At 73.9% G+C, this 24607-nt stretch carries 23 protein-coding genes and 2 pseudogenes; 8 read left to right on the top strand and 17 right to left on the bottom strand.

Annotation, left to right across the window (positions count from 1 at the left end; genetic code table 11):
* Positions 1 to 74: 74 nt before the first annotated feature.
* On the top strand, positions 75 to 623 hold the full coding sequence (locus ACFVQZ_RS10900; protein ID WP_383621094.1) for a DUF1697 domain-containing protein: 549 nt from the start codon (positions 75 to 77) through the stop codon (positions 621 to 623).
* Here ACFVQZ_RS10900 and ACFVQZ_RS10895 read toward each other — a convergent pair.
* The 14 genes and pseudogenes from ACFVQZ_RS10895 to ACFVQZ_RS10830 all read right to left on the bottom strand — a co-directional run.
* On the bottom strand, positions 620 to 1378 hold the full coding sequence (locus ACFVQZ_RS10895) for a sirohydrochlorin chelatase (RefSeq protein ID WP_383621093.1): 759 nt from the start codon (positions 1376 to 1378) through the stop codon (positions 620 to 622). The two genes, ACFVQZ_RS10900 and ACFVQZ_RS10895, sit on opposite strands and share 4 nt — an antisense overlap.
* 10 nt (positions 1379 to 1388) lie before the next feature.
* Positions 1389 to 2273, bottom strand: coding sequence for an ABC transporter permease (locus tag ACFVQZ_RS10890; protein WP_030494556.1), 885 nt, complete (start codon positions 2271 to 2273; stop codon positions 1389 to 1391).
* Complete coding sequence (locus ACFVQZ_RS10885; RefSeq protein ID WP_030494555.1) at positions 2260 to 3057, bottom strand: ABC transporter ATP-binding protein; 798 nt, start codon at positions 3055 to 3057, stop codon at positions 2260 to 2262. The genes ACFVQZ_RS10890 and ACFVQZ_RS10885 overlap by 14 nt, the downstream gene beginning before the upstream one ends.
* A 34-nt stretch (positions 3058 to 3091) precedes the next feature.
* A complete protein-coding gene (locus tag ACFVQZ_RS10880; RefSeq protein WP_030494554.1) occupies positions 3092 to 4201 on the bottom strand; it encodes an aliphatic sulfonate ABC transporter substrate-binding protein in 1110 nt (369 codons plus the stop codon).
* Between the two features lie 194 nt (positions 4202 to 4395).
* Positions 4396 to 5736, bottom strand: a complete 1341-nt coding sequence (locus tag ACFVQZ_RS10875) for a sulfate adenylyltransferase subunit 1 (protein WP_383621090.1) — start codon at positions 5734 to 5736, stop codon at positions 4396 to 4398.
* A gap of 2 nt (positions 5737 to 5738) precedes the next feature.
* Complete coding sequence (gene cysD, locus ACFVQZ_RS10870; RefSeq protein WP_383621088.1) at positions 5739 to 6674, bottom strand: sulfate adenylyltransferase subunit CysD; 936 nt, start codon at positions 6672 to 6674, stop codon at positions 5739 to 5741.
* On the bottom strand, positions 6671 to 7255 hold the full coding sequence (gene cysC, locus ACFVQZ_RS10865; RefSeq protein WP_081959572.1) for an adenylyl-sulfate kinase: 585 nt from the start codon (positions 7253 to 7255) through the stop codon (positions 6671 to 6673). The genes cysD and cysC overlap by 4 nt, the downstream gene beginning before the upstream one ends.
* Positions 7237 to 7953: a phosphoadenylyl-sulfate reductase gene (locus ACFVQZ_RS10860; RefSeq protein WP_383621086.1), complete on the bottom strand. Its 717-nt coding sequence runs from the start codon at positions 7951 to 7953 to the stop codon at positions 7237 to 7239. The genes cysC and ACFVQZ_RS10860 overlap by 19 nt, the downstream gene beginning before the upstream one ends.
* Positions 7950 to 8129, bottom strand: coding sequence for a hypothetical protein (locus ACFVQZ_RS10855; RefSeq protein WP_030497429.1), 180 nt, complete (start codon positions 8127 to 8129; stop codon positions 7950 to 7952). Before ACFVQZ_RS10855 ends, ACFVQZ_RS10860 begins: the two co-directional genes overlap by 4 nt.
* Complete coding sequence (locus tag ACFVQZ_RS10850) at positions 8126 to 9823, bottom strand: nitrite/sulfite reductase (RefSeq protein ID WP_030497428.1); 1698 nt, start codon at positions 9821 to 9823, stop codon at positions 8126 to 8128. Before ACFVQZ_RS10850 ends, ACFVQZ_RS10855 begins: the two co-directional genes overlap by 4 nt.
* Before the next feature lie 126 nt (positions 9824 to 9949).
* Positions 9950 to 10033, bottom strand: coding sequence for a putative leader peptide (locus ACFVQZ_RS10845; protein ID WP_311136957.1), 84 nt, complete (start codon positions 10031 to 10033; stop codon positions 9950 to 9952).
* A 142-nt stretch (positions 10034 to 10175) separates the two neighbouring features.
* Entirely contained in the window at positions 10176 to 10745 is a 570-nt protein-coding gene (locus ACFVQZ_RS10840) for a GNAT family N-acetyltransferase (RefSeq protein ID WP_383621083.1), read from the bottom strand.
* Positions 10746 to 10875: 130 nt separating this feature from the next.
* Positions 10876 to 12168 (bottom strand): helix-turn-helix domain-containing protein, encoded by a 1293-nt coding sequence (locus ACFVQZ_RS10835; protein WP_030497426.1) that lies wholly within the window; start codon positions 12166 to 12168, stop codon positions 10876 to 10878.
* Between the two features lie 390 nt (positions 12169 to 12558).
* Positions 12559 to 12894 (bottom strand): annotated as a pseudogene (locus ACFVQZ_RS10830) (DNA alkylation response protein); the annotation flags it as partial.
* 17 nt (positions 12895 to 12911) lie between these two features.
* On the opposite strand from ACFVQZ_RS10830, the gene ACFVQZ_RS10825 reads away from it, so the two are divergent.
* Entirely contained in the window at positions 12912 to 14036 is a 1125-nt protein-coding gene (locus tag ACFVQZ_RS10825) for a YihY/virulence factor BrkB family protein (protein ID WP_030497424.1), read from the top strand.
* Positions 14037 to 14055: 19 nt separating this feature from the next.
* Complete coding sequence (locus ACFVQZ_RS10820; protein ID WP_383621081.1) at positions 14056 to 14802, top strand: helix-turn-helix domain-containing protein; 747 nt, start codon at positions 14056 to 14058, stop codon at positions 14800 to 14802.
* On the opposite strand, the gene ACFVQZ_RS10815 is transcribed toward ACFVQZ_RS10820, so the two are convergent.
* A complete protein-coding gene (locus ACFVQZ_RS10815; RefSeq protein WP_383621080.1) occupies positions 14730 to 15140 on the bottom strand; it encodes a VOC family protein in 411 nt (136 codons plus the stop codon). The genes ACFVQZ_RS10820 and ACFVQZ_RS10815 overlap by 73 nt on opposite strands.
* 234 nt (positions 15141 to 15374) lie before the next feature.
* Here ACFVQZ_RS10815 and ACFVQZ_RS10810 point away from each other — a divergent pair, with 234 nt between their 5' ends.
* The 3 genes from ACFVQZ_RS10810 to ACFVQZ_RS10800 all read left to right on the top strand — a co-directional run bounded on the left by ACFVQZ_RS10810 (position 15375) and on the right by ACFVQZ_RS10800 (position 18647).
* Positions 15375 to 15836 (top strand): phospholipase, encoded by a 462-nt coding sequence (locus ACFVQZ_RS10810; protein WP_030497421.1) that lies wholly within the window; start codon positions 15375 to 15377, stop codon positions 15834 to 15836.
* 265 nt (positions 15837 to 16101) lie between these two features.
* Complete coding sequence (rsgA, locus tag ACFVQZ_RS10805) at positions 16102 to 17232, top strand: ribosome small subunit-dependent GTPase A (RefSeq protein WP_030497420.1); 1131 nt, start codon at positions 16102 to 16104, stop codon at positions 17230 to 17232.
* A gap of 62 nt (positions 17233 to 17294) precedes the next feature.
* Positions 17295 to 18647 carry a bifunctional transcriptional activator/DNA repair enzyme AdaA gene (locus tag ACFVQZ_RS10800; protein WP_383621077.1) on the top strand — a complete coding sequence of 451 codons (1353 nt, stop codon included), beginning with the start codon at positions 17295 to 17297 and terminating at the stop codon, positions 18645 to 18647.
* Here ACFVQZ_RS10800 and ACFVQZ_RS10795 read toward each other — a convergent pair.
* The gene (locus ACFVQZ_RS10795; RefSeq protein ID WP_383621075.1) at positions 18634 to 19116 is read right to left on the bottom strand and encodes a DUF456 domain-containing protein; all 483 of its coding nucleotides are present in this window, start codon (positions 19114 to 19116) and stop codon (positions 18634 to 18636) included. The genes ACFVQZ_RS10800 and ACFVQZ_RS10795 overlap by 14 nt on opposite strands.
* Positions 19117 to 19182: 66 nt before the next feature.
* Positions 19183 to 20166 (bottom strand): helix-turn-helix domain-containing protein, encoded by a 984-nt coding sequence (locus ACFVQZ_RS10790; RefSeq protein WP_030497417.1) that lies wholly within the window; start codon positions 20164 to 20166, stop codon positions 19183 to 19185.
* 233 nt (positions 20167 to 20399) lie between these two features.
* Here ACFVQZ_RS10790 and ACFVQZ_RS10785 point away from each other — a divergent pair, with 233 nt between their 5' ends.
* Both ACFVQZ_RS10785 and ACFVQZ_RS10780 read left to right on the top strand, forming a co-directional pair.
* On the top strand, positions 20400 to 24194 hold the full coding sequence (locus ACFVQZ_RS10785) for a S8 family serine peptidase (RefSeq protein WP_383621073.1): 3795 nt from the start codon (positions 20400 to 20402) through the stop codon (positions 24192 to 24194).
* A 122-nt stretch (positions 24195 to 24316) separates the two neighbouring features.
* Positions 24317 to 24607 (top strand): annotated as a pseudogene (locus ACFVQZ_RS10780) (hypothetical protein); the annotation flags it as partial.

Raw genomic sequence — 24607 nt, 5'->3', positions numbered from 1 at the left:
CGTCCATCGGAGAGGGTTCGGACCAGCCACCGCGCCACCCCCCACGAGGCGCGGTGGCCTTCTACGCTGACCGCATGACGACGACGTACGCGCTCCTCCTCCGCGGCATCAACGTGAGCGGCCGGCGCAAGCTCCCCATGGGCGACCTGCGCGCCCTCCTCGGCGACCTCGGCCACACCGGCGTGCGGACCTACCTCCAGAGCGGGAACGCCGTCTTCACCACCGGCACCGGAGCCTCCGAGGACACCCTGGCCGCCGCGATCGAGGAGGAGATCGAGCGGCGCCTCGGCTTCCGCTGCGACTGTCTGGTCCGCGACGGCGCCTACCTCGCCGCCGTCGCCGACGCCTGCCCCTACCCCGCCGGCGAACTGGAGGGGAAGCAGCTGCACGCCGTCTACTACTCCGCGCCCGTCACCCCGGACCGCTTCGCGAGCGTCGACGCGGAGTCCTTCGCGCCCGAGGCGTTCGCCCTCGGCGACCGCGTGATGTACCTCCACACGCCCGACGGCCTCGGCCGCTCCAAGCTCGCCGAGGCCGTGATGAGGCCGTCCCTGAACAAGGGCGTGGTGGCCACCGCCCGCAACTGGAACACCGTCCGCAAGCTGGTCGAGATGACCGCCTAGCCGACCGCGGCCGCCACCCGCTCCGGGGAGCGGACCGCCTCCGCGTACCGCTCCACGAGGAGCCGGGCCACTTCGGGGGCGGGACCGAGGACCTCGGCCAGCACGTCCGCCCCGGCCGCGCCCGCCGTGATCCGGTCCGGCAGCCGGCCGGGCGCGATCACGTACGGGGCCACCGCCACCCGGCGGACGCCCGGCTCGGCGCGCAGCGCCCGTACGGCGTCCTCGGTGCGCGGGAAGCCCTCGGCACGTACAGCGGAGGCGAACGCGGGTCGCACGGAGCACCAACCGGTGCGCCGCAGCTCCCGCGCCGTTTCTGCGATCGCCGCGATCGCCTCCGGGTCGGTGGAGCCCGCCGAGGCCAGCACGACCCCGGTGGTGCTCTGGTCGCCGGGCGTCAGCCCGGCCTCGTACAGGCGCCGTTCCACCGCCGCGAGCAGCAGCGGCGACGGGCCGAGGACGTCCGCCTGCCGGATCCGCAGCCCGGCCGGCGCCCGGCGCAGCACGGCCGGGACGTCGGCCTTCGCGTGGAAGGCACGGGTCAGCAGCAGCGGCAGCGCCACCACGTCCCGCACCCCGTCGGCGGCGAGCCGGTCCAGGACGCCCGCAGGCGACGGCAGGTTGAAGTCCAGGAACGCGGTCTCCACCCGCAGCCCCGGCCGCAGCGCGCCGGCCCGGCGCACCAGCGCCTGGACGGTCGCCGCGTGCCGCGGATCACGGCTGCCGTGGGCGATGACGAGGAGGACGGGGGCGGTCATGGGCGGTCGCTCACTTCACCAGCAGGCCGCGGCGGCGGAGCACGGCGCGCTCCAGCGGGCTGAAGAGCAGCAGGTCGATCGCGATGCCGACGAGCAGGATGAGGAAGATCGCGAGGAAGATCCCCGGCATGTCGAAGTTGTTGCGGCCGTTCTCCAGCAGCTGGCCGAGGCCGAGGCCCAGGTCGGGCGAGGAGGCGATGATCTCGGCGGCCATCAGCGACCGCCAGGAGAACGCCCAGCCCTGCTTCAGGCCGGCGAGGTAGCCCGGCAGCGCGGCCGGCATGACGATGTGCCAGGCACCCTTTAGCCCGGTCGCTCCGAGCGTCCGCCCGGCCCGCAGGAAGAGCGGCGGCACCTGGTCCACGCCCGCCACGAGACCGTTGGCGATCGACGGCACGGCGCCGAGCAGGATCACCGCGAACATCATCGAGTCGTTGAGGCCCAGCCAGAGCACCGCGGGCGCCACCCAGGCGACCGACGGGAGCGACTGGAGCCCGGAGAGGATCGGGCCGATCGCCGTCCGGACCACTCCCACCCGGGCGACGAGCAGCCCCAGCGGAGTGCCGATCGCCAGGGCGAGGAGGAATCCGAGGAGGGCCCGGGAGACGCTGGTCCACAGCACCTCCAGGAGGGTGCCCTCCAGCCACATCGTCTCCAGGCTCGCCCAGACCGCGCCGGGCGAAGGCAGCTTGCCGGGCTCGGCCACCTCCAGGCTGACGAGCAGCTGCCAGACGCCGAGGACCAGCGCGATCGCCAGGACCGGCGGCAGCACCTTCTTCAGCAGGACCTCGCGCAGCGGGGTGCGGCTGACCTGCACGCTGTCCAGCGCGTCGAGTCCGGCCTCCAGGCCCGCGAGGTCGTCGCTCTTGCGGACGGTGGTCTCAGTGCTGGCCATGTCGGCGGATCTCCCCACGGAGTTCTTCGGTGATCTCGACGGACAGTTCCGCCACGGCGGCGTCCTCGATGCGGCGCGGCTGCGGGATGTCGATGGTCCACTCCCGGGCGATCCGGCCGGGCCGGGAGGAGAGGAGAACGACGCGCTCGGCCAGCCGCACGGCCTCGCGCACGTTGTGCGTGACGAAGAGGACGGAGAGGTTCGTCTCCCGCCAGATCCGGGTGAGCTCGTCGTGCAGCACGTCCCGGGTGATGGCGTCGAGCGCGGCGAACGGCTCGTCCATCAGCAGCAGGTCGCCGGCCTGCGCTAGGGCGCGGGCCAGCGCCACCCGCTGACGCATGCCGCCGGACAGCTCGTGGACCCGCTTGCCGTACGAGCCGCCGAGCCGTACCAGTTCGAGGAGGCGCTCCGCCTCCGGGCGGCGCTCGGCCTTCGGCACGCCGCGCAGCTTCAGGGCCAGCTCGATGTTCTTGCCGGCCGTGAGCCACGGGAAGAGGGCGTGCTCCTGGAACATCAGGGCCGGCCGGCCGCCGGGGGTCTCGATGGACCCCGCGGACGGCCGGTCGAGCCCGGCGACCAGGTTGAGCAGGGTGGACTTTCCGCAGCCCGAGGCGCCCAGCAGGGTGACGAACTCGCCGGGGGCGACGTCGAGGGAGATGTCGTCGAGGACGAGCTGGCCGCCGGCGGGACCGCCGAAGGACTTGGAGACGTGCGTGAGGCGCGCGGCGTGCCCGGTCCGGGTCGCGCGGTCCTCGGCCTTGGCGGGCGTCGTGGTCGTGGCCATGGTCGTCACCTCCTGGGTATGAGCTGCGGGCTGCTTACTTCACGCCGAGACCGGCATCGGAGACCTCGGGCTCGCCCTCGGCCTTCAGGACCTTGTTGAGCGGCCGCAGGTCGTAGATGCCCTTCAGGTCGGGCTCCTTGAGGAGTCCGGCCTTCACCGCGTGGTCGGCCTGCGCCTGCAGGGTGGCGGCCAGCGGGTCGTCGGTGAAGGTGATGGACGGCCAGGCGCCGTCGATCACCTCGGCGCCGAGCGGCTTGCCGGACAGCTCCTTGAGCCGGGAGTTGGCGGACTCCTTGGCCTTGTCCGGGTTGGCGTTGATCCAGGCGTTGGTCTTCACCGAGCCGCGCAGAACGGCCTCCACCACGTCCGGGTGCTCCTTCAGGAACTTCTGGGACACGATGATGTTGGTGATGACGAACTTGTTGTCGGGCCAGAGCGTCGACTCGTCGAGGAGCACCTTGGCGCCCTCGCTGACGAGCTTCGACGCGGTCGGCTCCGGCACCCAGGCGCCGTCGATGGAACCGGACTTGTAGGCGTCCGGGGTGACCTTGTTGTCGGTGCGCAGCACCGAGACGTCGCCCTTGCCGCTCTCCGCGTCGACCTTCCATCCCTTCTCGGAGATCCAGTGGAGGAAGGCCACGTCCTGGGTGTTGCCGTGCTGCGGCGTCGCGATCCGCTTGCCCTTGACGTCGTCCAGGGTCTTGATCTTCGCGGGGTTCACCACGAGCTTGACGCCGCCGGAGGCGGAGCCGCCGACGATGCGCAGGTTCTGTCCCCGGGACTTGGTGTAGCCGTTGATCGCCGGCGAGGGGCCGATGAAGCCGATGTCGATCGAGCCGGCGTTGAGCGCCTCGATCTCGGACGGGCCCGCGTTGAAGGTCGACACCTTCAGCTCGGTGCCGCCGAGCTCCTTCTGGAAGATGCCCTCCTGGTCACCGACCAGTGCCGTGGCGTGCGTCAGGTTGGGGAAGTACCCGAGCCGTACGGAGTCGGCGGAGAGCTTCTCGCCCGTCGCCGCCACCTTCTTCTCGTCGGTCTTGGCCTGTGAACCGTAGCCGCAGGAGGCGAGCGCGCCGATCAGCAGCGGCAGCGTGGCGGCGGCGGCGAGGCCGCGGAGCGGGATGGTACGGGTGGTGGCAGGCACGGGAGGTCTTCCCCTCGATTCAGTGAAGTCTGCGTTTACGGCGGTGCGGGTGGAGCGGCGTCGCACGGCGCGGGCCGTGCGCGGAGGCGGTCAGCACGCACATCGCGCGACGCCTCCTCTGCCCGCGCCGAGGGCGCCGGAGCCGACCCGGCCGCCTTCCTTCGCGAAGGTCCCGTAGAAGTCCTGAGTCATGGTCAGAAGTCCCAGCCGTCCTCGTCGTCGCCGGCCGCGACGGCCTTGGCGGAGGCGAACGACTCGCCTGCCATGCCGGCGGCGAGGGTGGTGCCGTCGGCGGGGTCGATGAGGAGGAAGGAGCCGGTGCGCCGGGAGTCGGCGTAGGCGTCGAGGGCCAGCGGTTCGGCGGTGCGGACCTTGACCCGGCCGATGTCGTTGGCGACGAGCTGGCCGGGGTTGGGGTGCTGGGAGAGGTCGTCCAGGGTGAGCCGGGACGGGATCTCCTTGACGATGGCCTTGACCGTGCGGGTGGTGTGCTTGAGGAGGACGCGCTGGCCGACGGTGAGGGGCTGGTCGGCGACGTGGCAGACGGTCGCTTCGACGTCCTGGCTGGTGGCGGGGGCGTCGCTGCTCGGGGCGAGGAGGTCGCCGCGCGAGATGTCGATGTCGTCGGCGAGGCGGATCGTCACGGACTGCGGGGCCCAGGCGATGTCGACGGACTCGCCGAGCGCGTCGATCGCGGTGATCGTCGACTTCTTCCCCGAGGGCAGGACGGTGATCTCCTCACCGACGCGGAAGGCGCCGGCGGCGATCTGCCCGGCGTAGCCGCGGTAGTCGGGGTGCTCGGCCGTCTGCGGGCGGATGACGTACTGGACGGGGAAGCGGGCGTGGCAGGCGGTCAGGTCGTGGCTGACGGGGACGGTCTCGAGGTGTTCCAGGACGGTGGGGCCGCCGTACCAGTCCATATTCGCGGAGGGTTCCACGACGTTGTCGCCGGCCAGCGCCGAGATCGGGATCGCGGTGATCTCCGGGACACCGAGCTCGGAGGCGTACGTGGTGAACTCCGCGGCGATCGCGGCGAAGACGGACTCGGCGTAGTCCACCAGGTCCATCTTGTTCACGGCCAACACCACGTGAGGGACGCGCAGCAGGGCGGCGACGGCGGCGTGGCGGCGGGTCTGCTCGACGACGCCGTTGCGGGCGTCGACGAGGACCACGGCCAGTTCGGCCGTGGAGGCGCCGGTGACCATGTTGCGGGTGTACTGCACGTGGCCGGGGGTGTCGGCGAGGATGAACCGGCGGCGGGCGGTGGCGAAGTAGCGGTAGGCCACGTCGATGGTGATGCCCTGCTCGCGCTCGGCCCGCAGGCCGTCGGTCAGCAGCGCCAGGTCGGGCGCGTCCTGGCCGCGCTGGAGGGACGCCGCCTCCACGGCCTCCAGCTGGTCGGCGAGGACCGACTTGGAGTCGTGCAGGAGGCGGCCGACCAGGGTGGACTTGCCGTCGTCGACGGAGCCGGCGGTGGCGAAACGCAGCAGGGTGGTGGCCGAGACGTCGGCGAACTGCTCGGTGGACGTGCTCATGGTTAGAAGTACCCTTCGCGCTTGCGGTCTTCCATCGCGGCCTCGGACAGCTTGTCGTCGGCGCGGGTGGCGCCGCGTTCGGTGAGGCGGGAGGCGGCGATCTCGGCGATGACGGCGTCGAGCGTGGTGGCGTCGGAGTCGACGGCGCCGGTGCAGGACATGTCGCCGACGGTCCGGTAGCGGATCAGCCGCTTCTCGACCGGCTCCGATTCCTTCGGGCCGCCCCAGTCGCCGGCGGTCAGCCACATGCCGTTGCGGGAGAACACCTCGCGCTCGTGGGCGAAGTAGATCTCCGGCAGCGCGATGCCCTCGCGGGCGATGTACTGCCACACGTCCAGCTCGGTCCAGTTGGACAGCGGGAACACGCGGACGTGCTCGCCGGGAGCGTGCCGGCCGTTGTACAGCTGCCACAGTTCGGGGCGCTGGCGGCGCGGGTCCCACTGCGAGAACTCGTCGCGCAGCGAGAACACCCGCTCCTTCGCGCGGGCCTTCTCCTCGTCGCGGCGTCCGCCGCCGAAGACGGCGTCGAAGCGGTGCTGCTGGATCGCCTCGGTCAGCGGCACCGTCTGGAGCGGGTTGCGGGTGCCGTCGGGGCGCTCGCGGAGCTTGCCGGCGTCGATGTACTCCTGCACCGAGGCGACGTGCAGGCGCAGTCCGTGCTCGGCGACGACGCGGTCGCGGTACTCGATGACCTCGGGGAAGTTGTGGCCGGTGTCGACGTGCAGCAGCGTGAAGGGGATCGCGGCGGGGGCGAACGCCTTCAGCGCCAGGTGCAGCATGACGATGGAGTCCTTGCCGCCGGAGAACAGGATCACCGGCCGCTCGAACTCGCCCGCCACCTCACGGAAGATGTGCACGGCCTCCGACTCCAGCGAGTCGAGGTGCGACAGCGCGAACGGGCTGTCGGTGGTGTCGTGGGCGTGAGCGACGGTCGTCATGCGAGACCCCTCTCGGTGAGCAGCGCGTGGAGCTGCGCCGCCGATTCCTGCACGGTCTGGTTCTGGGACTCGATCCGCAGATCGGGCGCCTCGGGGGCCTCGTACGGGTCGTCGACGCCGGTCAGGCCGGAGATCTCGCCCGCCGCCTGCTTGGCGTACAGGCCCTTCACGTCACGCACCGAGCAGACCTCGACCGGGGTGGCGACGTGGACCTCGACGAAGGCGGTGCCCTCGGCCTGGTGCCGCTTGCGGACCGCCTCGCGGCTGTCGGCGTACGGGGCGATGACCGGCACCAGCACGGTCACGCCGTGCGAGGCGAGCAGTTCGGCGACGAAGCCGATCCGCTGCACGTTGGTGAACCGGTCCTCGCGCGAGAAGCCGAGGCCGGCGGAGAGGAACTCGCGGATCTCGTCGCCGTCGAGGATCTCGACGCGGCGGCCCTCCGCGCGCAGCCGGCCGGCCAGCTCGTAGGCGATCGTGGTCTTGCCGGCGCTCGGCAGGCCGGTGAGCCAGACGGTGGCACCGGTCACGTTTTTCTCCAGGGGGGTGTCGGGGGTGGTCATCAGCCGTGCAGCCCGCATTCGGTCTTGGCGCGGCCGGCCCAGCGGCCGGCCCGGGCGTCCTCGCCGGCCTCGACCCGGCGGGTGCAGGGGGCGCAGCCGACGGAGGCGTAACCGTCCATGAGGAGCGGGTTGGTGAGGACCCCGTACTCGGTGACGTAGGCGTCGACGTCGTCCTGGGTCCAGCGGGCGATGGGGGAGACCTTCACCTTGCGGCGCTTCTCGTCCCAGCCGACGACCGGGGTGTTCGCGCGGGTCGGGGACTCGTCGCGGCGCAGCCCGGTCGCCCACGCGGTGTACGCGGTCAGCCCCTGCTGGAGCGGCTGGACCTTGCGCAGCGCGCAGCACAGGTCGGGGTCGCGGTCGTGCAGCCTCGGGCCGTACTCGGCGTCCTGCTCGGCGACGGTCTGACGCGGGGTCAGGGTGATGACGTTGACGTCCATGACGGCCTCGACGGCGTCGCGGGTGCCGATGGTCTCCTCGAAGTGGTAGCCGGTGTCGAGGAAGACGACGTCCACGCCGGGCATGGCGCGGGAGGCGATGTGCGCGACGACCGCGTCCTCCATGGAGGAGGTGACGCAGAACTTCGGGCCGAAGGTGGCGGCGGCCCACTGGAGGATCTCCAGCGCGGAGGCGTCCTCCAGGTCCCGGCCCGCCTGCTCGGCGAGCGCCTTCAGCTCGGCGTCGGTGGTCGCCTCGGTGACCTGAGCGTTCGTCATATCTGTTCCCCTCCAGTGGTGTTGCCGGAAGTGCCGGGGGCGAGGAGCCCCAGGAACTTCAGCTGGAAGGCTCGACTGCACGCGGCGCATTCCCAGGCCCCGTGCCCCTGCTCGCCCGGCCGCAGGTCCTCGTCCCCGCAGTACGGGCAGAAGAACGGCGCGGCACGCTCGCTCATGACAGCGCCTCTTCGGAGGCGCGGGCCGCCCAGGTGGCGAAGCGCTCGCCGTCCTCGCGCTCCGCCCGGTAGCGGGTGAGGACCCGCTCGACGTAGTCGGGGAGTTCGGCGGAGGTGACCTTGAGGCCGCGGACCTTGCGGCCGAAGCCGGCCTCCAGGCCGAGGGCGCCGCCCAGGTGGACCTGGTAGCCCTCGACGCGGTTGCCGTCGTCGTCCAGGACCAGCTGGCCCTTGAGGCCGATGTCGGCGACCTGGATGCGGGCGCAGGCGTTCGGGCAGCCGTTGATGTTGATGGTCAGCGGCTCGTCGAAGTCCGGCAGGCGGCGCTCCAGCTCGTCGATGAGCGAGGAACCGCGGCCCTTCGTCTCGACGATGGCGAGCTTGCAGAACTCGATGCCGGTGCAGGCCATGGTGCCGCGCCGGAACGGCGACGGGGTGACCCGCAGGTCCAGCGCCTCCAGGGCGGCGACCAGCGACTCGACCTGCGCCTCGACGACGTCGAGGATCAGCATCTTCTGCTCGGCCGTGGTGCGGACCCGGCCCGAGCCGTGCGCCTCGGCGATCTCGGCGATCTTGGTGAGGGTGGGGCCGTCCACGCGGCCGACGCGCGGGGCGAAGCCGACGTAGAAGTTGCCGTCCTTCTGGCGGTGCACGCCGACGTGGTCGCGCCAGCGGCCGGCCGGCTCCGCCGGGGCGGGCCCGTCGGTGAGCTTCCGCTTCAGGTACTCGTCCTCCAGGACCTGGCGGAACTTCTCCGCGCCCCAGTCGGCGACGAGGAACTTCAGCCGGGCGCGGTTGCGCAGCCGGCGGTAGCCGTAGTCGCGGAAGATCGAGATGACGCCCTCGTAGACGTCGGGGACCTCGTCCAGGGAGACCCAGGTGCCCAGGCGGACGCCGAGCTTGGGGTTGGTGGAGAGGCCGCCGCCGACCCAGACGTCGAAGCCGGGGCCGTGCTCGGGGTGGACGACGCCCACGAAGGAGATGTCGTTGATCTCGTGCGCCACGTCGAGCAGCGGCGAGCCGGAGACCGCGGACTTGAACTTGCGGGGCAGGTTGGAGAAGTCCTTGTTGCCGACGATGCGGCGCTGGATCTCGTCGATGGCGGGGGTGCCGTCGATGATCTCGTCCTCGGCGATGCCGGCGACCGGCGAGCCGAGGATGACGCGCGGGGTGTCGCCGCACGCCTCGGTGGTGGACAGGCCGACCGCCTCCAGGCGGTTCCAGATCTCGGGGACGTCCTCGATGCGGATCCAGTGGTACTGGACGTTCTGCCGGTCCGTGATGTCGGCGGTGCCGCGGGCGAACTCCTCCGAGATCTCGCCGATCACCCGGAGCTGCCGGGTGGTCAGCCGGCCGCCGTCGATGCGGACGCGGAGCATGAAGTACTCGTCGTCCAGCTCCTCCGGCTCCAGGACGCCGGTCTTGGTGCCGTCCAGCCCCTGCTTGCGCTGGGTGTAGAGGCCCCACCAGCGCATGCGGCCGCGCAGGTCGTTGGGGTCGATGGAGTCGAAGCCGCGCTTCGAGTAGACCGTCTCAATGCGTGTCCGCACATTGAGACCGTCGTCGTCCTTCTTGAACTGCTCATTGCCGTTCAGCGGGGTGAAGTGCCCCACGGCCCACTGACCCTCGCCACGGTGGCGCCCGGTCTTGCGGCGGGCGGCGGCGGGAGTGGGGTTTTCCGGGGTGGCGGCCATGGCGTCTTGTCCTTCGGGACTGCGGGAGGGCGGCTCTGACCTGCACACTCGCGCGCAGAACAGAGAGTGGCGCGGCGGTGCGCAGCAGGGTCGGGCAGAGAGGGGGGAGCGGCGGTGCTGGCGTGTTCAGCGCGCCGGACAGATGGCGCTGGACATGCGGCCGAGGTCGACGTGCCGCCGACTCACCAAGGCAGTTCCAGTTCCAGGCATGGCGGAAGCGTGTCACGGGACTTTGGACCCAGTCCAGCATCGTCCGTTATGTGGACATGAAAGTCTCACTTCATGAGACGGTGTGGTCTGGGTCACGCGAAAGGGGCCCTGATCAGGGCCCCTTCGGTGCGACGCGGAGGGCTCAGGCCAGCGCGCCGGGCCACGGACCCGGGGTTGCGGTCTCCTCGATCTCCTCGACCTTGGTGTCGAAGAGGCGGAAGCCGCGGCGCTCGTAGTTGGCGACGGCGTGCGGACCGTCCAGCGAGCAGGTGTGCAGCCACACCCGCTTCGTCGGCTCCCGGTCCGGCCAGCGCTCGGCCAGGTCCCAGGCGCGCCGGACGCCCTCGGTGAGCAGGTGGCCGCCGAGGCCGCGGCCCCGGAAGGCGGGGATCAGCCCGAAGTAGACGATCTCCACGACCCCGTCGTCCTGCGGGTCGAACTCCACGTACCCGGCCGGCGTCCCCCGGTCGTACGCCACCCACACCTCGGCGCCCGGCTTCTCCGCGATCTCCTTCCACTGCGCGTAGCTCAGCGGCAGCCGGTCGCCCCAGTGGATGTCACCGCCGACCGCGGTGTAGAGGAAGCGGCTGAACTCGGGGGAGGGGACCTCGGCCCGGCGGACGACGATCCCGTCGCCCTCGGGAACCCGGGCCGGGCGGAGGTCGTCGGGCGAGGTCTGCTCGAGGGACCAGGTGGTGAGAGTGATGCTCATGTGCCTATCGCATCATGCGGAGCGGCGGATTCCCAGGGCGGACGGGTCCCGAACCCGTCACCCCGCCCCGCGGCCCGGACGGGGTGTCCAGCATGCGGACAGGAGGTGGGCGGGCCCCTCGGCGCGGGCGTCAGACGCGGGTCGCCGCGCGGACCGCCGGGGCCGTCGAGTGCGGAAGCAGGTCCACGGGGTCGTCCGGGCGCAGCACCTCTACCGCGATCTCCTCCCGGAAGCGGTACGGGCGGTGCGCCAGGACGCCCGCCAGGGTGCGGCGCACCCGCGACATCTCGGCCCGGACCGTCACCGTCCGCGTCCGGTCCCCGAACACGTCCTCCGCCAGCTCCGCCGCCGTCCGCCCCTCCGGGTGCAGCGCCAGCGCGTACAGCAGCTCCGCGTGGCGCGGGCTCAGCTCCTGCTGCCAGCTCCCCGCCGCCCCGGACACCGCGACCGTCCAGCGGCGCGGCCGGCTCAGGTCCAGCACCACGCGGCTCGCCGCGCCCGACTCCGTACCGGCCGGGGCGGTGTCCTCCTGGACCCGCAGCAGCCAGCCGCCGGGCAGCGGCTCCACCGCGCACAGGCCGAGCGACGGCAGCCAGACCGTGCCGGCGCCGAACGACTTCGGCAGCACGATCCGGTCCACCGGCGCCAGCCCCGTCACCGCCGCCGTCCAGCCGTGCGGGTCGACCGCGACGGCCCGGCCGCCCACCCGGCACAGGATCGGCGCCGCCACCTGCCGCAGCCGCTCCACCGTCGACCGGTGCCGCTCCCGCATCTCGGCCTCCGCGAGCCGGGCGACCGAGCCGACGAGCGCCAGCATCGACGGGTGGAAGGTGGAGGCCGGCCCGCTGACGTCCAGCACGCCCAGCAGCCGCTGGTCGCGCGGGTCGTGGACGGGCGCGGCGGCGCAGGTCCAGTTGTGCAGCGCGTGCACGTAGTGCTCGGCGGAGTGCACCTGCACGGCCCGCCGGGTCGCGAGGGCGGTGCCGACCGCGTTGGTGCCGGTGGTGCCCTCGGTCCAGGCAGCGCCCTCCTCCAGGCAGATCCCGTTCGCCTGCCGCATCACCGAGGGATGGCCCTCCCGCCACAGCACCCGGCCGTGCTCGTCGGTCACCACCATGATCTGGAGCGAGGCGTCGGCGATCCCGGCCAGACCGGAGCTGAGCGTCTGCATCACCTCGGCGAGCAGGGTGCTCCGCCGCCGCTGCTCCAGCTCGTCGCGGCGCAGCAGGACGCTGCTGGTGCCCTGGTCGGGGTCGAGGCCGAGCCGGGCCATCCGGCGCCAGGACGCGTCGATCTCCGGGCGGGGCGCGATCGGCGGCGTCCGCCCGGCCAGCGTCTCCTCCCGGACGACGTGCAGCAGACGGGCCGCCTGGACGGCGTCCATGGTGGCCAGACGCTTCATGTCGAGCCGCGTGTTGTTCATCGGTCCCTCCCCGCCACCCGGGGTGCTGTATCGGTTCTGCAGTTCCGGGCGGATGACCGGTCGTGCCTGAAGGCGCCTGACGGCCCGTCCGGAACGCCCCGGGACGGGCTCGCAGTGTCGCGGGTCCATCGTGCCGTCCGGAAGCCCTCCACGGAGCCCGGTTCGGGTAATCCTGCAACCCTTTGCAACTCTGTCCCCGGACCGCCCCCGTGGGTGAGGGTGATGACGGCGGGTGGTGGTGCCGTGTCGGCGCAGCACCACCCCCGCCTTCCGCGCGTGCCGACCCCGCACCCCGCCGACCGGGCCGCCGGGTCCACCCCTGGTACGCGCGGCTCAGCCTCCCGCGCCGCCCGCCCCGCGGACGTACCGCCCGCGCCACCGCGCTCACCGCCCGGGCCGCCCCCAGGCGTCCGTCAGCCCCGACGCGACCGCCTTGCCGAGCAGCCGGTGCCAGGACGGATGGAAGTCCACCTCGTCGATCCGGTGACCGTACCGGTCGTGGGTCCGCAGCCGCGGCGGGAACGCGTTCGCCTGCTCGCCCCACTCCCGGACCTGCGCCGAACCCGTCGCCCGGCCCAGCTCCCGCAGCTCCCGGCCGGCCTCGTCGGCGAGCTCCGCCGGCAGGTGCCGCGCGACCGCCTCGGACAGCGCGCGGTCGGTCGCGTAGACGTCGTACCCCACCAGGGGCGGAGCCTGGTCGGTCACTGTGGGGGAGGCCGCTTCCATGCCGATACGGTAAGCAGGTGCAGGCAGCAAGCGAAACACCCGAACGGCCGGAGCGGCGACCGTGGAGCAGGCTCCACCGGGCCCGCGTCCTCTACCGCAACGTCTCCAAGCGGAAGATGGTCTGGCTGCTCCTCAAGGACACCGTCAACTCGTGCATCGAGTACCGGATCCTCGGCCTCGCCGCCGAGGCCGCCTTCTTCACCCTGCTGTCCCTGCCACCCCTGCTGCTCGGCCTGATCGCCCTCCTCGGCTACGCCGACGACTGGACCAACACCGACACGGTCGCCAGCATCCAGGAGAACATCCTCCGGGCGGCCGGCACGGTCCTCTCCGACCGCGGCGTCCGGGAGATCGCGCAGCCCGTCCTCGACGACATCACCCAGGCGAAACGTCCGGAGCTGGTCTCCCTCGGCTTCGCCATCGCCCTGTGGTCCGGCTCCCGCGCGGTGAACGTCTTCATCGACACCATCACCGTCATGTACGGCCTCGACGGGCACCGCGGCATCGTCAAGACCCGGCTGCTCGCCTTCCTCCTCTACCTCGTGGCGCTGCTCATCGGGGCGGTGGTGCTGCCCCTCGCGGTCGTCGGCCCCGACCGGGTCGTCGAACTCGTCCCCTGGGGCACGGACGTCGTCTCCGTCCTCTACTGGCCGGCCGTCATCCTGCTCTCCATCGCGTTCCTCACCACGCTCTACCACGTGTCCGTCCCCGTCCGGTCGCCGTGGATCGAGGACATCCCCGGCGCGCTCGTCGCGCTCGCGATGTGGGCGCTCGGCAGCTTCCTGCTGCGGATCTACCTGACGAGCCAGGTCGAGGGCCCCACCATCTACGGCTCCCTCGCCGCCCCCATCGCGATCCTCCTGTGGATCGGCGTGGCCGCCTTCGCGGTCCTCGTCGGCGCGGCCGTCAACGCGGCGATCGACCGCGTCTGGCCGTCCGTCGCCACCGCCGCCGCCCGCGAGGCCAACGAACGCGCCCGCGCCGTCCAGGCGGCGGAGCTCGTCGCCCGCATCCGCGCGGAGGCGGAGGACGTCGACGAGGACGACCCCGACATGCCCTCCGAGTTCCCCGAACGCTGGTCCAGGTTCCTCCCCCCGGACGACGTCAAGGCCCGCCTCCACACGGGCTGGGAGAAGGACTGACGCGCCTACCCTGGGACGGATGTACGAGGAGCGCCCCGCCCGGCTCGGCGGCGCCGTCCTGTGGACCCGGACGGCGCCCGCCCCCGTGGTCTCCGACGCCCTCGTCGTGCCCGACGGGTGCATGGACCTGATCTGGGCCGACGGCCGCCTCCTCGTCGCGGGCCCCGACACGCGCGCGTACCGCGCGGACACGCCCGTGGCCCGCTACGCCGGCCTCCGCTTCGCCCCCGGCGACGCCCCCCGCCTCCTCGGCGTCCCGGCCCGCGAACTGCGCGACCTGCGGGTGCCGCTCGCCGCACTGTGGGGCGACGCCGCGGCGCGGCGGCTCGCCGAACGGATCACCGACGCGCCCGACCGGGCCGCCGCCCTGGACGCCCTCGCCCTGCGCAGGGCCGCCGACGCCCCCGCACCCGATCCGCTGCTCCGGGCCGTCGTGGCCCGCCTCGCGGCCGGCCGCACGGTCGCCGAGACGGCCGGCGCGGTCGGACTCGGCGCCCGGCAACTGCACCGCCGCTCCCTCGACGCCTTCGGCTACGGCCCCAAGACCCTCGCCCGCGTCCTGCGCCTCCAGCGCGCCCTCGCCCTGGTCCGGTCCGGCGTGCCGTACGCGGAGGCGGCGCTCCGCGCGGGCTGCGCCGACCAGGCCCATCTCGCCCGCGAGGTCCGGGCCCTGGCCGGCACGACCCTCACCGCCTACGCGCGGGCGGCGGGCGCGTCCGCGAAGAGCGACACCCCGGAGCCGTCCGGGTCCAGCACCACCGCGTAGCGCTGCCCCCACACCGCGTCCCACGGCTTCAGGTGCCCGGCGTACCCGGCGGCGACCAGCTCCCCGTACGCCGCGTCCACGTCCTCCGGCGCCCCGCAGCGGAAGGCGAGCTCGACCCGGCCGCCGCCCGTCGGCCGCGTCCAGCCGGGGTCGAAGGAGCGGACGGTGTCCTCCGTGTCCCAGGCGATCCGCAGCCCGCCCGGCAGCACCGCCTCCACGTGCGGGGCGGCCTCCGCGCCGGCCGGGACGTCGATCCCGAGGCGCCGGTAGAAGGCGAGCGAGGCGGCCATGTCCGAGACGACGAGGCCGACGAGGTCGAGACGAGGGGTGAGTTCCATGCCGCCACGCTAGGCGCGCCGCACGCCACCGGTCTTGTACGGATCGGACACGCGCGCCCGCTCCCGCTGCCGCCCGGCGGGCATCCGTTCGGCGGTCCCGGCAGCTGGACCGGCAACATGACGCCAGGCGCGCCGATTCCGTGACGCCACGTCAGCGCAGCGTGATACCCGTTCTCCCAGGATCGCGACACGGCGCCGGGAGATCCCCGGCGCCTTCCCCTGGGAGGACCCCTGATGCGCAGTCGAGTCGCCGCCGTGACCGCCACCGTGGCCGCCGGAATGATCGCCCTGGCCACCCCCGCCTCCGCCGCCCCCGCCGACAAGCCGCAGGTGCTCAGCAGCTGGACGCAGACGACCGCGACCAGCTACAACGCCTGGGCCGCCGCCCGCTCCAACCAGAGCGCCTGGTCCGCCTACGGCTTCGACTGGTCGACGGACTACTGCTCCTCCTCCCCGGACAACCCGTTCGGCTTCCCCTTCCAGATGTCCTGCGCCCGCCACGACTTCGGCTACCGCAACTACAAGGCCGCCGGCACCTTCAGCGCCAACAAGGCCCGCCTCGACGACGCCTTCTACGCCGACCTCAAGCGCGTCTGCACCCGCTACTCGGGCCTGACCCGCACCTCCTGCGACTCCACCGCCTGGACCTACTACCAGGCCGTGAAGACCTTCGGCAGCAGCCCGGCCAACCGCTGAACTTAATTCGGTGGTGCGCGTGACCCGGGGCGGACTATGGTGCAGCCATGTCCGTCCCCGGGGGACGGCACGCGCACGCGTCAGCACGCGTCAGCACGTAGAGAAGAAGCAGGAGGTGAGGACATTGATGACGGTCACGGTGCCGGGCTCTGCCCGCATGCAGGAGTTCATCGTTCCCACCCCTGTGGTCTCCGGCTGACGCCACTCGACTCTTCCGCGCGCGCCGCGCGCGATCCGGCCGGGGCCACCCTGTGAAGGGTTTCCCTTGTCTTTCCCGCTTTCCTCCAGCACCACCACCTCCACCTCGAACACCTCCGCCTCGCTCGACGCGCACGGCTGGGACTCCGGCTGGGCCGAGAGCTTCGCGCCGTACGCCGCCCAGGGGCTGGTCCCGGGACGGGTGATCCGCGTCGACCGCGGGCAGTGCGACGTCGCGACCGCCGACGGCGTCGTCCGGGCCGACACCGCGTTCGTCACGCCGCACGACCCGCTGCGGGTGATCTGCACCGGCGACTGGGCGGCCGTCGACCCCGAGGGCGCCGGCGACCCCCGGTACGTGCGGGCCTGCCTGCCGCGGCGGACCGTGTTCGCCCGGTCCACCTCGTCCAAGCGGTCCGAGGGACAGGTCCTCGCCGCCAACGTCGACCACGCCGTCATCACCGTCTCGCTCGCCGTCGAGCTGGACCTCGGCCGGATCGAACGGTTCCTCGCCCTCGCGTGGGAGTCCGGCGCCCAGCCGGCCGTCGTCCTGTCCAAGGCCGACCTCGTGTCCGACCCGGTCGTCCTCGCACACCTCGTCGAGGACGTGCGGGCGGTCGCCCCCGGCGTCGAGGTGCTGCCGCTCAGCTCCGCCACCGGGGACGGCATCGACGTCCTCGCGGCGCTCGTCTCCGGCGGCACCAGCGTCCTCCTCGGCGTCTCCGGCGCCGGGAAGTCCACCCTCGCCAACGCCCTCGTCGGCGAGGACGTCATGACCGTGCAGGCCGCGCGGGACGTGGACGGCAAGGGCCGGCACACCACCACCACCCGCAACCTCTTCGTGCTGCCCGCCGGCGGGGTCCTCATCGACACCCCCGGGCTCCGCGGCGTCGGGCTGTGGGACGCCGAGGCCGGCGTCGGACAGACCTTCGCGGAGATCGAGGAGCTGGCCGCCGACTGCCGCTTCCACGACTGCTCCCACGAGTCCGAGCCGGGCTGCGCGGTCGCCGCCGCGCTGGAGGACGGGACGCTGTCCGCACGCCGGCTCGACAGCTACCGCAAGCTGCTCCGCGAGAACCAGCGGCTCGTCGCCAAGACCGACGCCCGGATGCGCCAGGAGATCCGCAGGGACTGGAAGCGCAAGGGCGCCGAGGGGCGCGCCGCCCTGGCCCTCAAGCGCGAGGGCCGGCTGCGGTAGGCGCCGAGCGCCGTGTCCGAATCCCGCCAGTGTGCGGCGGCGCACCGCCGCACACTGGAGGCATGACGGACACCGACGCCACCGGCGACACCCTCTACCAGGCGGTGAGCAGCAGGGACGCGCGGTTCGACGGGGAGTTCTTCTTCGCCGTGCGGACCACCGGCATCTACTGCCGGCCCAGCTGCCCCGCCGTCACGCCCAAGCGGCGGAACGTGTCCTTCTTCACCACGGCCGCCGCCGCCCAGGGCCACGGCTTCCGGGCCTGCCGCCGCTGCCGGCCCGACGCCGTGCCCGGCTCCGCCGAGTGGAACGTGCGGGCCGACGTCGTCGGGCGGGCGGTGCGGATGATCGGCGACGGCGTCGTGGACCGGGAGGGCGTGCCCGGGCTCGCCGTGCGCCTCGGGTACAGCGCCCGGCAGGTCCAGCGCCAGCTCACCGCCGAGCTGGGCGCCGGCCCGATGGCGCTGGCCCGCGCCCAGCGGGCGCACACCGCCCGGCTGCTGCTGCAGACCACCGCGCTGCCCGTCACCGAGGTCGCGTTCGCGGCGGGTTTCAGCAGCATCCGGCAGTTCAACGACACCATCCGGGCCGTGTACGCCCGCACCCCGACCGAGCTGCGCGCCGAGACGCCGGGCGCGCCCGGCCCGAAGGACGCGGCGGGCGTGCCGCTGCGGCTCGCGTACCGGGGGCCGTACGCCGCCGGGGAGGTCTTCGACCTGCTGGCCGCCGAGGCGCTGCCGGGCGTCGAGGAGGTCACCGGGCCGCCGGGCGACCGCACCTACCGGCGGACCCTGCGGCTGCCGTACGGGCCCGGCGTCGTCGCGGTCGGCGAGCGGTCGGCCGGCCGCTGGCTGGAGGCCCGGCTGCACCTCGCCGAGCTGCGCGACCTCACCACCGCCGTGCACCGGCTGCGCCGGCTCCTGGACCTCGACGCCGACCCGTACGCGGTCGCCGAGCGGCTGGGCGCCGACCCGCGGCTCGCCGCCGCCGTCGCCGCCCGGCCGGGCGTCCGCTCGCCGGGCGCCGCGGATCCGGAGGAGTACGCCCTGCGGACCGTGCTGGGCCCCGAGGAGTCGGCCCGGGTGCTGGCCGCGTCCGGCGTCCCGCTCGACGCCCCCGACGGGACGCTCCGGGCGCTGTTCCCCGCCCCGGCCGCGCTGACCGGCCACCCGGTCGCCGGTCCGCTGGCCCGCGCGCTCGCCGGCGGCGCCCTGCGCCTCGACCCGGGGGCCGACCGCGACGAGGCCGCCCGCGTCCTCGGAGCCGTACCCGGCGTGGACGCCCGCGCCGCCGCCCGGATCCGCGTGCGGTCCCTCGGCGACCCGGACGTGCCGGCGCCGGACGGGCCGGACGCGCCGGAGTGGGCGCCGTGGCGGTCGTACGCCCAGCGCTACGGGGAGCTCAGCCCCGGATGACGGCGCCCGCCCAGGCGCCGACGATCAGCAGGCAGGCGAAGAGCTCCACCAGCACGCTGGTGCCGCCCGCCCGCATGACCGCGCGGGTGGCGGCGCGGGCCTGGCCGTGGCCGCCGAGCCGGCGCCGCTCGCACAGGTAGATCCCGCCGACGAAGCCGGGGACGGCGCCGGCCACCGGGAGCAGGACGAAGCCGAGGAGCGCGCCCGCGCCGGCGTAGCCCAGGGTGCGGCGGGTGAGCCCGGCGCCCCGGAAGCGGCGCGGCGGCAGCTGCCAGACCACCACCTGGGTGAGCAGCAGCAGGGCGGTCGAGGCGACCAGCAGGATCCACGCGAGGCCGGTCTGCTCGTGCAGCGACCACCACAGCACGGCGGCCCAGACGAACCAGCTGCCCGGCACGCCGGGGGCGAGCACCCCGGACAGGCCGAGGAGCATGACCGCCGCGACCATCAGGAGCTGCCACACACCCACGGTGCCAGCCTCTCCCGGCCGGGCCGTTCCCGCAGGCCGCGAGGGCCGATGGGGTGGGCCGGCCGGTCAGGTCCGGGCGACCCAGCCCTTCTCGTACGCGTGCCAGCCCAGCTGCAGCCGGGTGGTCACCGCGGCCAGCTCCATCAGTCCCTTCACCCGCCGCTGCACCGTCCGCAGTCCCAGGTCCAGCTGCTTGGCCACGCTGGCGTCCGTCATCCCGGCGAGCAGCAGGGAGAGGATCTCCAGGTCGGTGCTGTCCGGGCCGGGGGCCTGGTCCTCGGTGATCTGGGCGCCCGCGCCGAGCCGCAGCGGCAGCGCCTCCCGCCACACCGACTCGAAGAGGCCCATCAGCGACTCCAGCAGCCCGCTCGCGTGCACCACCAGCGCGGCCGGCTCGGCGCCGCGGCCGGTGAGCGGGACCATCGCGAGGCTGCCGTCGGCCACCACCAGCTTGGTCGGCACCCGGTCGACGACCCGGATCCGCTCCTCGCGGCCGAGCGCCGCCGACAGCTCCAGCAGGCCGGAGGGGAGGGTCAGCACCTCCCGCTCGATCACCACCCGGTAGCGCACGCCGCGCCCGGCGGCCAGCTCCTCGGCGTCGTTCTCCAGTCCGGAGACGGCGATCGGCTTGCCCGTGACGAGCGCGCAGACCTCCTCCTGCGCGCCGAGCTGGAGCTGGAGGAAGCGGTGGGTGACGGCGCTCGCGCCGGTCACCACCTCGACCAGGTCGTGCACGGCCGGCTCGGTCGCCTCCGCCCGGTACTCCTCGGCGAGCATCGCCGCCGCCAGCTCGGCCTGCTCCAGCTCGTGCCGCTGCTGGGTGAGGAGCGCGCCGAGCGCGACGCCGGGCGGCGCGGCCACCCAGCGGCCGGTGCGGGCGGAGGACTGGGCGGCGAGCCCCTGCGCCTCCAGCCGGCGCAGCGACCGCTCGACGTCGGGCTCGGGCAGGGAGAGCCGGTGCGCCAGGTCGGTGACCTCGGCGGCGCCCAGCGCGATCAGCGCGCGGTACGCGGACTCCTGCCGCTCGTCCAGTCCTATCGCTCCCAGCATCGGTTCCCGCCCCTCGCCGTGCCGCCGGCGCGTCGCGCGCGAGGGTCCGCGCCCGTGCTCCGGAGGCATTCGTTCCGTTGGTGACCTGGCGGGAAACGGCCACGGCGTATTCCCGCCTCTCCCATCATCCCTGTACCGCCCCCGGCTCTGCCAAGGTGGCGCCACCGCAGCACCAACCGCCTCCGGATACAGGTGACTTGCGCCCAGTTGTCCGGAATCAGATGGGGAGAGCGATGCGCCCGATTTCGCGTACGGCCCTGGGGGCGGCGACCGCCGCCGTCCTGGCCGTCACCGCGGCCCTGCCGTCCGCCGCGGCCCAGCCGCCGGCCGGCGGCGCCACCGACCGCCCGCTGGTGGGCAGCGAGGCCCAGGCCCGCGCCGGAGAGAGCGGCGAGACGGGGGCCCGGGGGAGGCCCGCCACCGTGACCCTGGTCACCGGCGACCGCGTCCTGGTCACCCGCGACGAGCGGGGCAACCCCGCCGCCACCGTGCTGCCCCGCGAGGACGGCACCGTCCCGCTGGTCCAGACCCGCCGCTCCGGCCGGGACCTGTACGTCTACCCCGAGGACGCCACCGGCGCGCTCGCCGCCGACCGGGTCGACGAGGAGCTGTTCAACGTCACCGGCCTGGTCCGCCAGGGCTACGACGACGCCTCCACCGCCACCCTCCCCCTCATCGCCGTCTACGGCTCCGGCGTCACCGCCCGCACCGCCCCCGCCGCCCCGCGCGGCGCCCGCCGCGGCCAGGTCCTCGCGACCATCGACGGCGTCGCCCTGCAGGCCGACAAGAAGCAGGCCGGCGCCTTCTGGTCCGACGTGTCCGCCCCCGCCGCCCGCTCCGCCGCCGCCGGCATCGAGAAGCTGTGGCTGGACCGCAAGGTCGAGGCCACCCTGGAGCACTCCACCCGCCAGGTGCACGCCCCCGAGGCGTGGGCCGCCGGCTACGACGGCACCGGCACCACGGTCGCCGTCCTCGACACCGGCGCCGACACCGGCCACCCGGACCTGAAGGGCCGGATCGCCGCCTCCGAGAACTTCACCGACTCCGACACCGCCGAGGACCGCGGCGGCCACGGCACCCACACCCTCTCCACCGTCGGCGGCTCCGGCGCCGCGAGCGGCGGCACGCACAAGGGCGTCGCCCCCGGCGCCCGGCTCCTCAACGGCAAGGTCCTCAACGACTACGGCTCCGGTGCCACCTCGTGGATCATCGCCGGCATGGAGTGGGCCGTCGCCCAGGGCGCCGACGTCGTCTCCATGAGCCTCGGCAACCCCTCCGAGACCGACTGCGACGACCCGATGAGCGCCGCCGCCGAAGAACTCGCCCGGAACGAGGGCACGTTGTTCGTCGTCGCCGCCGGCAACGCGGGCCCCGCCCTCAACTCCGTCTCCTCACCCGGCTGCGCGCCCGGCGTCCTCACCGTCGGCGCCACCGACCGCGACGACACCACCGCCTGGTTCTCCAGCCGCAGCCCCGCCGCCAACGACGCCCACACCCTCAAGCCGGAGATCGCCGCCCCCGGCGTCGGCATCTCCGCCGCAGCGGCCGGCGGCCGGGGCGTCCACGCCTACCGGGCCATGTCCGGTACGTCGATGGCCACCCCGCACGTCGCCGGCGCCGCCGCGATCCTGAAACAGCGTCACCCGGACTGGACCGCACAGCAGTTGAAGGCGGCGCTGGTCGCCTCCGCCGACAGCTCCGTGCCCGGTGACGTCCGGGAGACGGGCGGCGGGCGGCTCGACGTCAAGGCCGCGGTCGACCAGACCGTCCTCTCCGCCCCCGCCGTCCAGGGCGGCACTTTCGCCTGGCCTCAGGACCGCACCGACCGCACCACCGTCACCGTCCCCTACACCAACACCGGCGACCGGCCCGTCACCCTCCGCCTCGCCGTCGAGAAGGTCACCGGCAACGACGGCTCCGCCGTCCGGTCCACCGTCGCCCGCCTCGGCAGGCGCACCGTCACCGTCCCGGCCGGCGCCACCGTCCGGGTCCCGCTGGCCCTCGACCCCACCGCCCGCCTGGAGCGCGCCCAGTACGGCGACGTCACCGGCCGGGTCGTCGCCACCGGCCCCGGCGGCGTCCACGTCTCCACCCCCTTCGCGCTCTACGTCGAGCCCGAGACGGTCACCCTCCGCGTCAAGCTGATCGACCGCCAGGGCAGGCCCGCCGACGGCGCCTCCTCGCTCGACGTCATCGGCCTCGACACCGCCACCGGCGAACGCCGCTTCAACGAGGGCGCCGCCGACCAGGTCTTCCGGGTCCGCCCCGGCTCCTACTTCCTCACCTCCTTCGTCACCACCCGCGACACCGGCGAGGGCGCCACCCTGGACGACTCCCTCACCCACCTCGCCCGCCCGCAGCTGGAGATCAGGGACGACACCACCGTCGTCCTCGACGCCCGCACGGCCTCCCGGCTCTCCGTCCGCACCGACCGGCCGACCGAACTCCGCGGCGCCACCCTCGCGTTCGCCCGCTCCTGGGACGACACCTGGGCCCACGCCGGCACCGCCATCGGCCCGCGCACCCTCCGCGCCTACTACGCCTCCGTCGAGGGCGAGGCCCGCGACGGCTCCTTCGAGTCCGGCAGCTACTGGCGCGCCGCCGCCCCGCAGATCACCTCGCTGCGCACCGGCGACGGCCTCGCCCTCCACCCGGTGACCGCCTCCACCGGCTCCGACAACCTCGACGGCACCGGTTCCGCCGCCCTCGCCGACGCCGGCGGCGGCACCCCCGACGAGCTGAAGGCCGCCGGCGTCCGGGGCCGCCTCGCCCTCGTCCGGATCCCCGACGACACCACCGCCGTCGGCACCCTCGCCCGCAACGCCAAGGCCGCCGGCGCGCTCGGCGTCGTCGTCCACCACACCACCCCGGCCCGCTGGTACCCGGCCGGCGGCCTCACCGGCGCCGGCCTGCCCGTCCTCGCCGTCCCGGCCGCCGAGGCCGCCGCGCTCCGGGAGAAGCTCGCCGCCGGCGAGGTCACCTTGCACTGGCGGGCCACCGCCCGGTCCCCGTACGTCTACAGCCTCGCCTTCCCCGAGACCGGCGAGATCGACGGCGAGCGCCGCCACCGGGTCCGCGACGCCCGCCTCGGCCGCTCCGACGTCACCTACGGATCGGCCGGCGTCGCCGCGGACTTCATGAACTTCCCCGCCGCGCACCGCCCGAACGGCCTCCGCGTCGGCTTCGCCGGCCTGGAGACCGTGCCCGCCCCCGGCACCCGCACCGAGTACCACACGCCCGGCGACACCACCTGGCAGCAGATGACCGGCAGCAGCTTCCCCTACGGCGAGCTGATGATCGGCGACCTGCACCGGTACGCCCCCGGCGAGCACCGCACCGAGGACTGGTACGGCGGCGTTCTCGTCCCGACCGCCCCGCTCGACGACGCCGGCGCACCCGTCCTCGTCTCCGAACGCCAGGGCAACCTCATCGGCTTCGCCGCCGCGATGTGGGGCGACGGCAGCCACCACGCCGAGCCCGGCTCCTTCGGCGACATCGGCAACCTGCGGCTGCGCCGCGACGGCGAGACCATCGGCGAGACCGGCTGGCCGTCCGGCGTCTTCGAGGTGCCGGCCGAGCGCGGCACGTACGAGCTGGAACAGAACACCATGAAGCTCGGCAACCGGAACTGGGCCCGCTCCACCTCCGTGCGGTCGATCTGGAAATTCACCTCCCAGCTCGACGAGACGGTCTATTCTCAGGGCATCCCGATTCTCTTCCCCCGGTACGACCTGCCGGTGGACGGACTCAAGACCCTCGCCGCCACCGACGGCCAGCGGATCCGCCTCGGCGTCACCGGTCACGCCGGCTACGAGGCACGCACGCTCACCTCGGCACGGCTCTCGTACTCCTACGACGGGGGCGAGACCTGGACCGAGGCCCCGGTCGCCCGGGACGGCGGCGCGTGGGTCGCGACCGTGGACCACGCGGGCGCGGCCGGCGCGCAGGTCACCCTGAAGACCGAACTGACGGACGCCGGGGGCAACTCCGTCACCCAGACCGTGGTCCGCGCTTACGACGTGCGCTGACCACGCCGGTCCGCCGGACGTCCTTCCCGTGGGGGGTGGGGTCGTCCGGCGGACCACCCATTCGCAGCAACGGTTTTCTCGTGTCCCGTTTTCCCGGGCCGCCCGCGGTGGACAATAAGGGCATGACGCAGCAGGGGGACAACTGGTGGGACGCTCTCTACGACGACACGGCCGAGGACACCGCCCCGGCCTCCCCGGCCGCCGCGGGTGACACCCTCGACGCCCGCTTCGCCTCCGCCACCCGCGCCACCGCACCCGAGCCCGTGACCCCGCCGCCCGACGGGGCGCCCCCCGCGGCGCCCCCGCCGCCGGCCCACCCGGCCGTGCCCGCCCCGCCGGCCGCGGAAACCCCCCGGCCGGCCCACCCGGCCCGCCCGGTCCTGCCCCCGCCGCCCGCGCCCGCGGCCCCGGCC

Origin of the sequence: Streptomyces sp. NPDC057854, assembly GCF_042797055.1 — a bacterium.
In the GTDB taxonomy this organism is placed as follows: Bacteria; Actinomycetota; Actinomycetes; order Streptomycetales; family Streptomycetaceae; genus Streptomyces.
The sequence above is the reverse complement of the archived record's forward strand: the minus strand, read 5'-3'. Positions and strand labels throughout refer to the sequence as shown.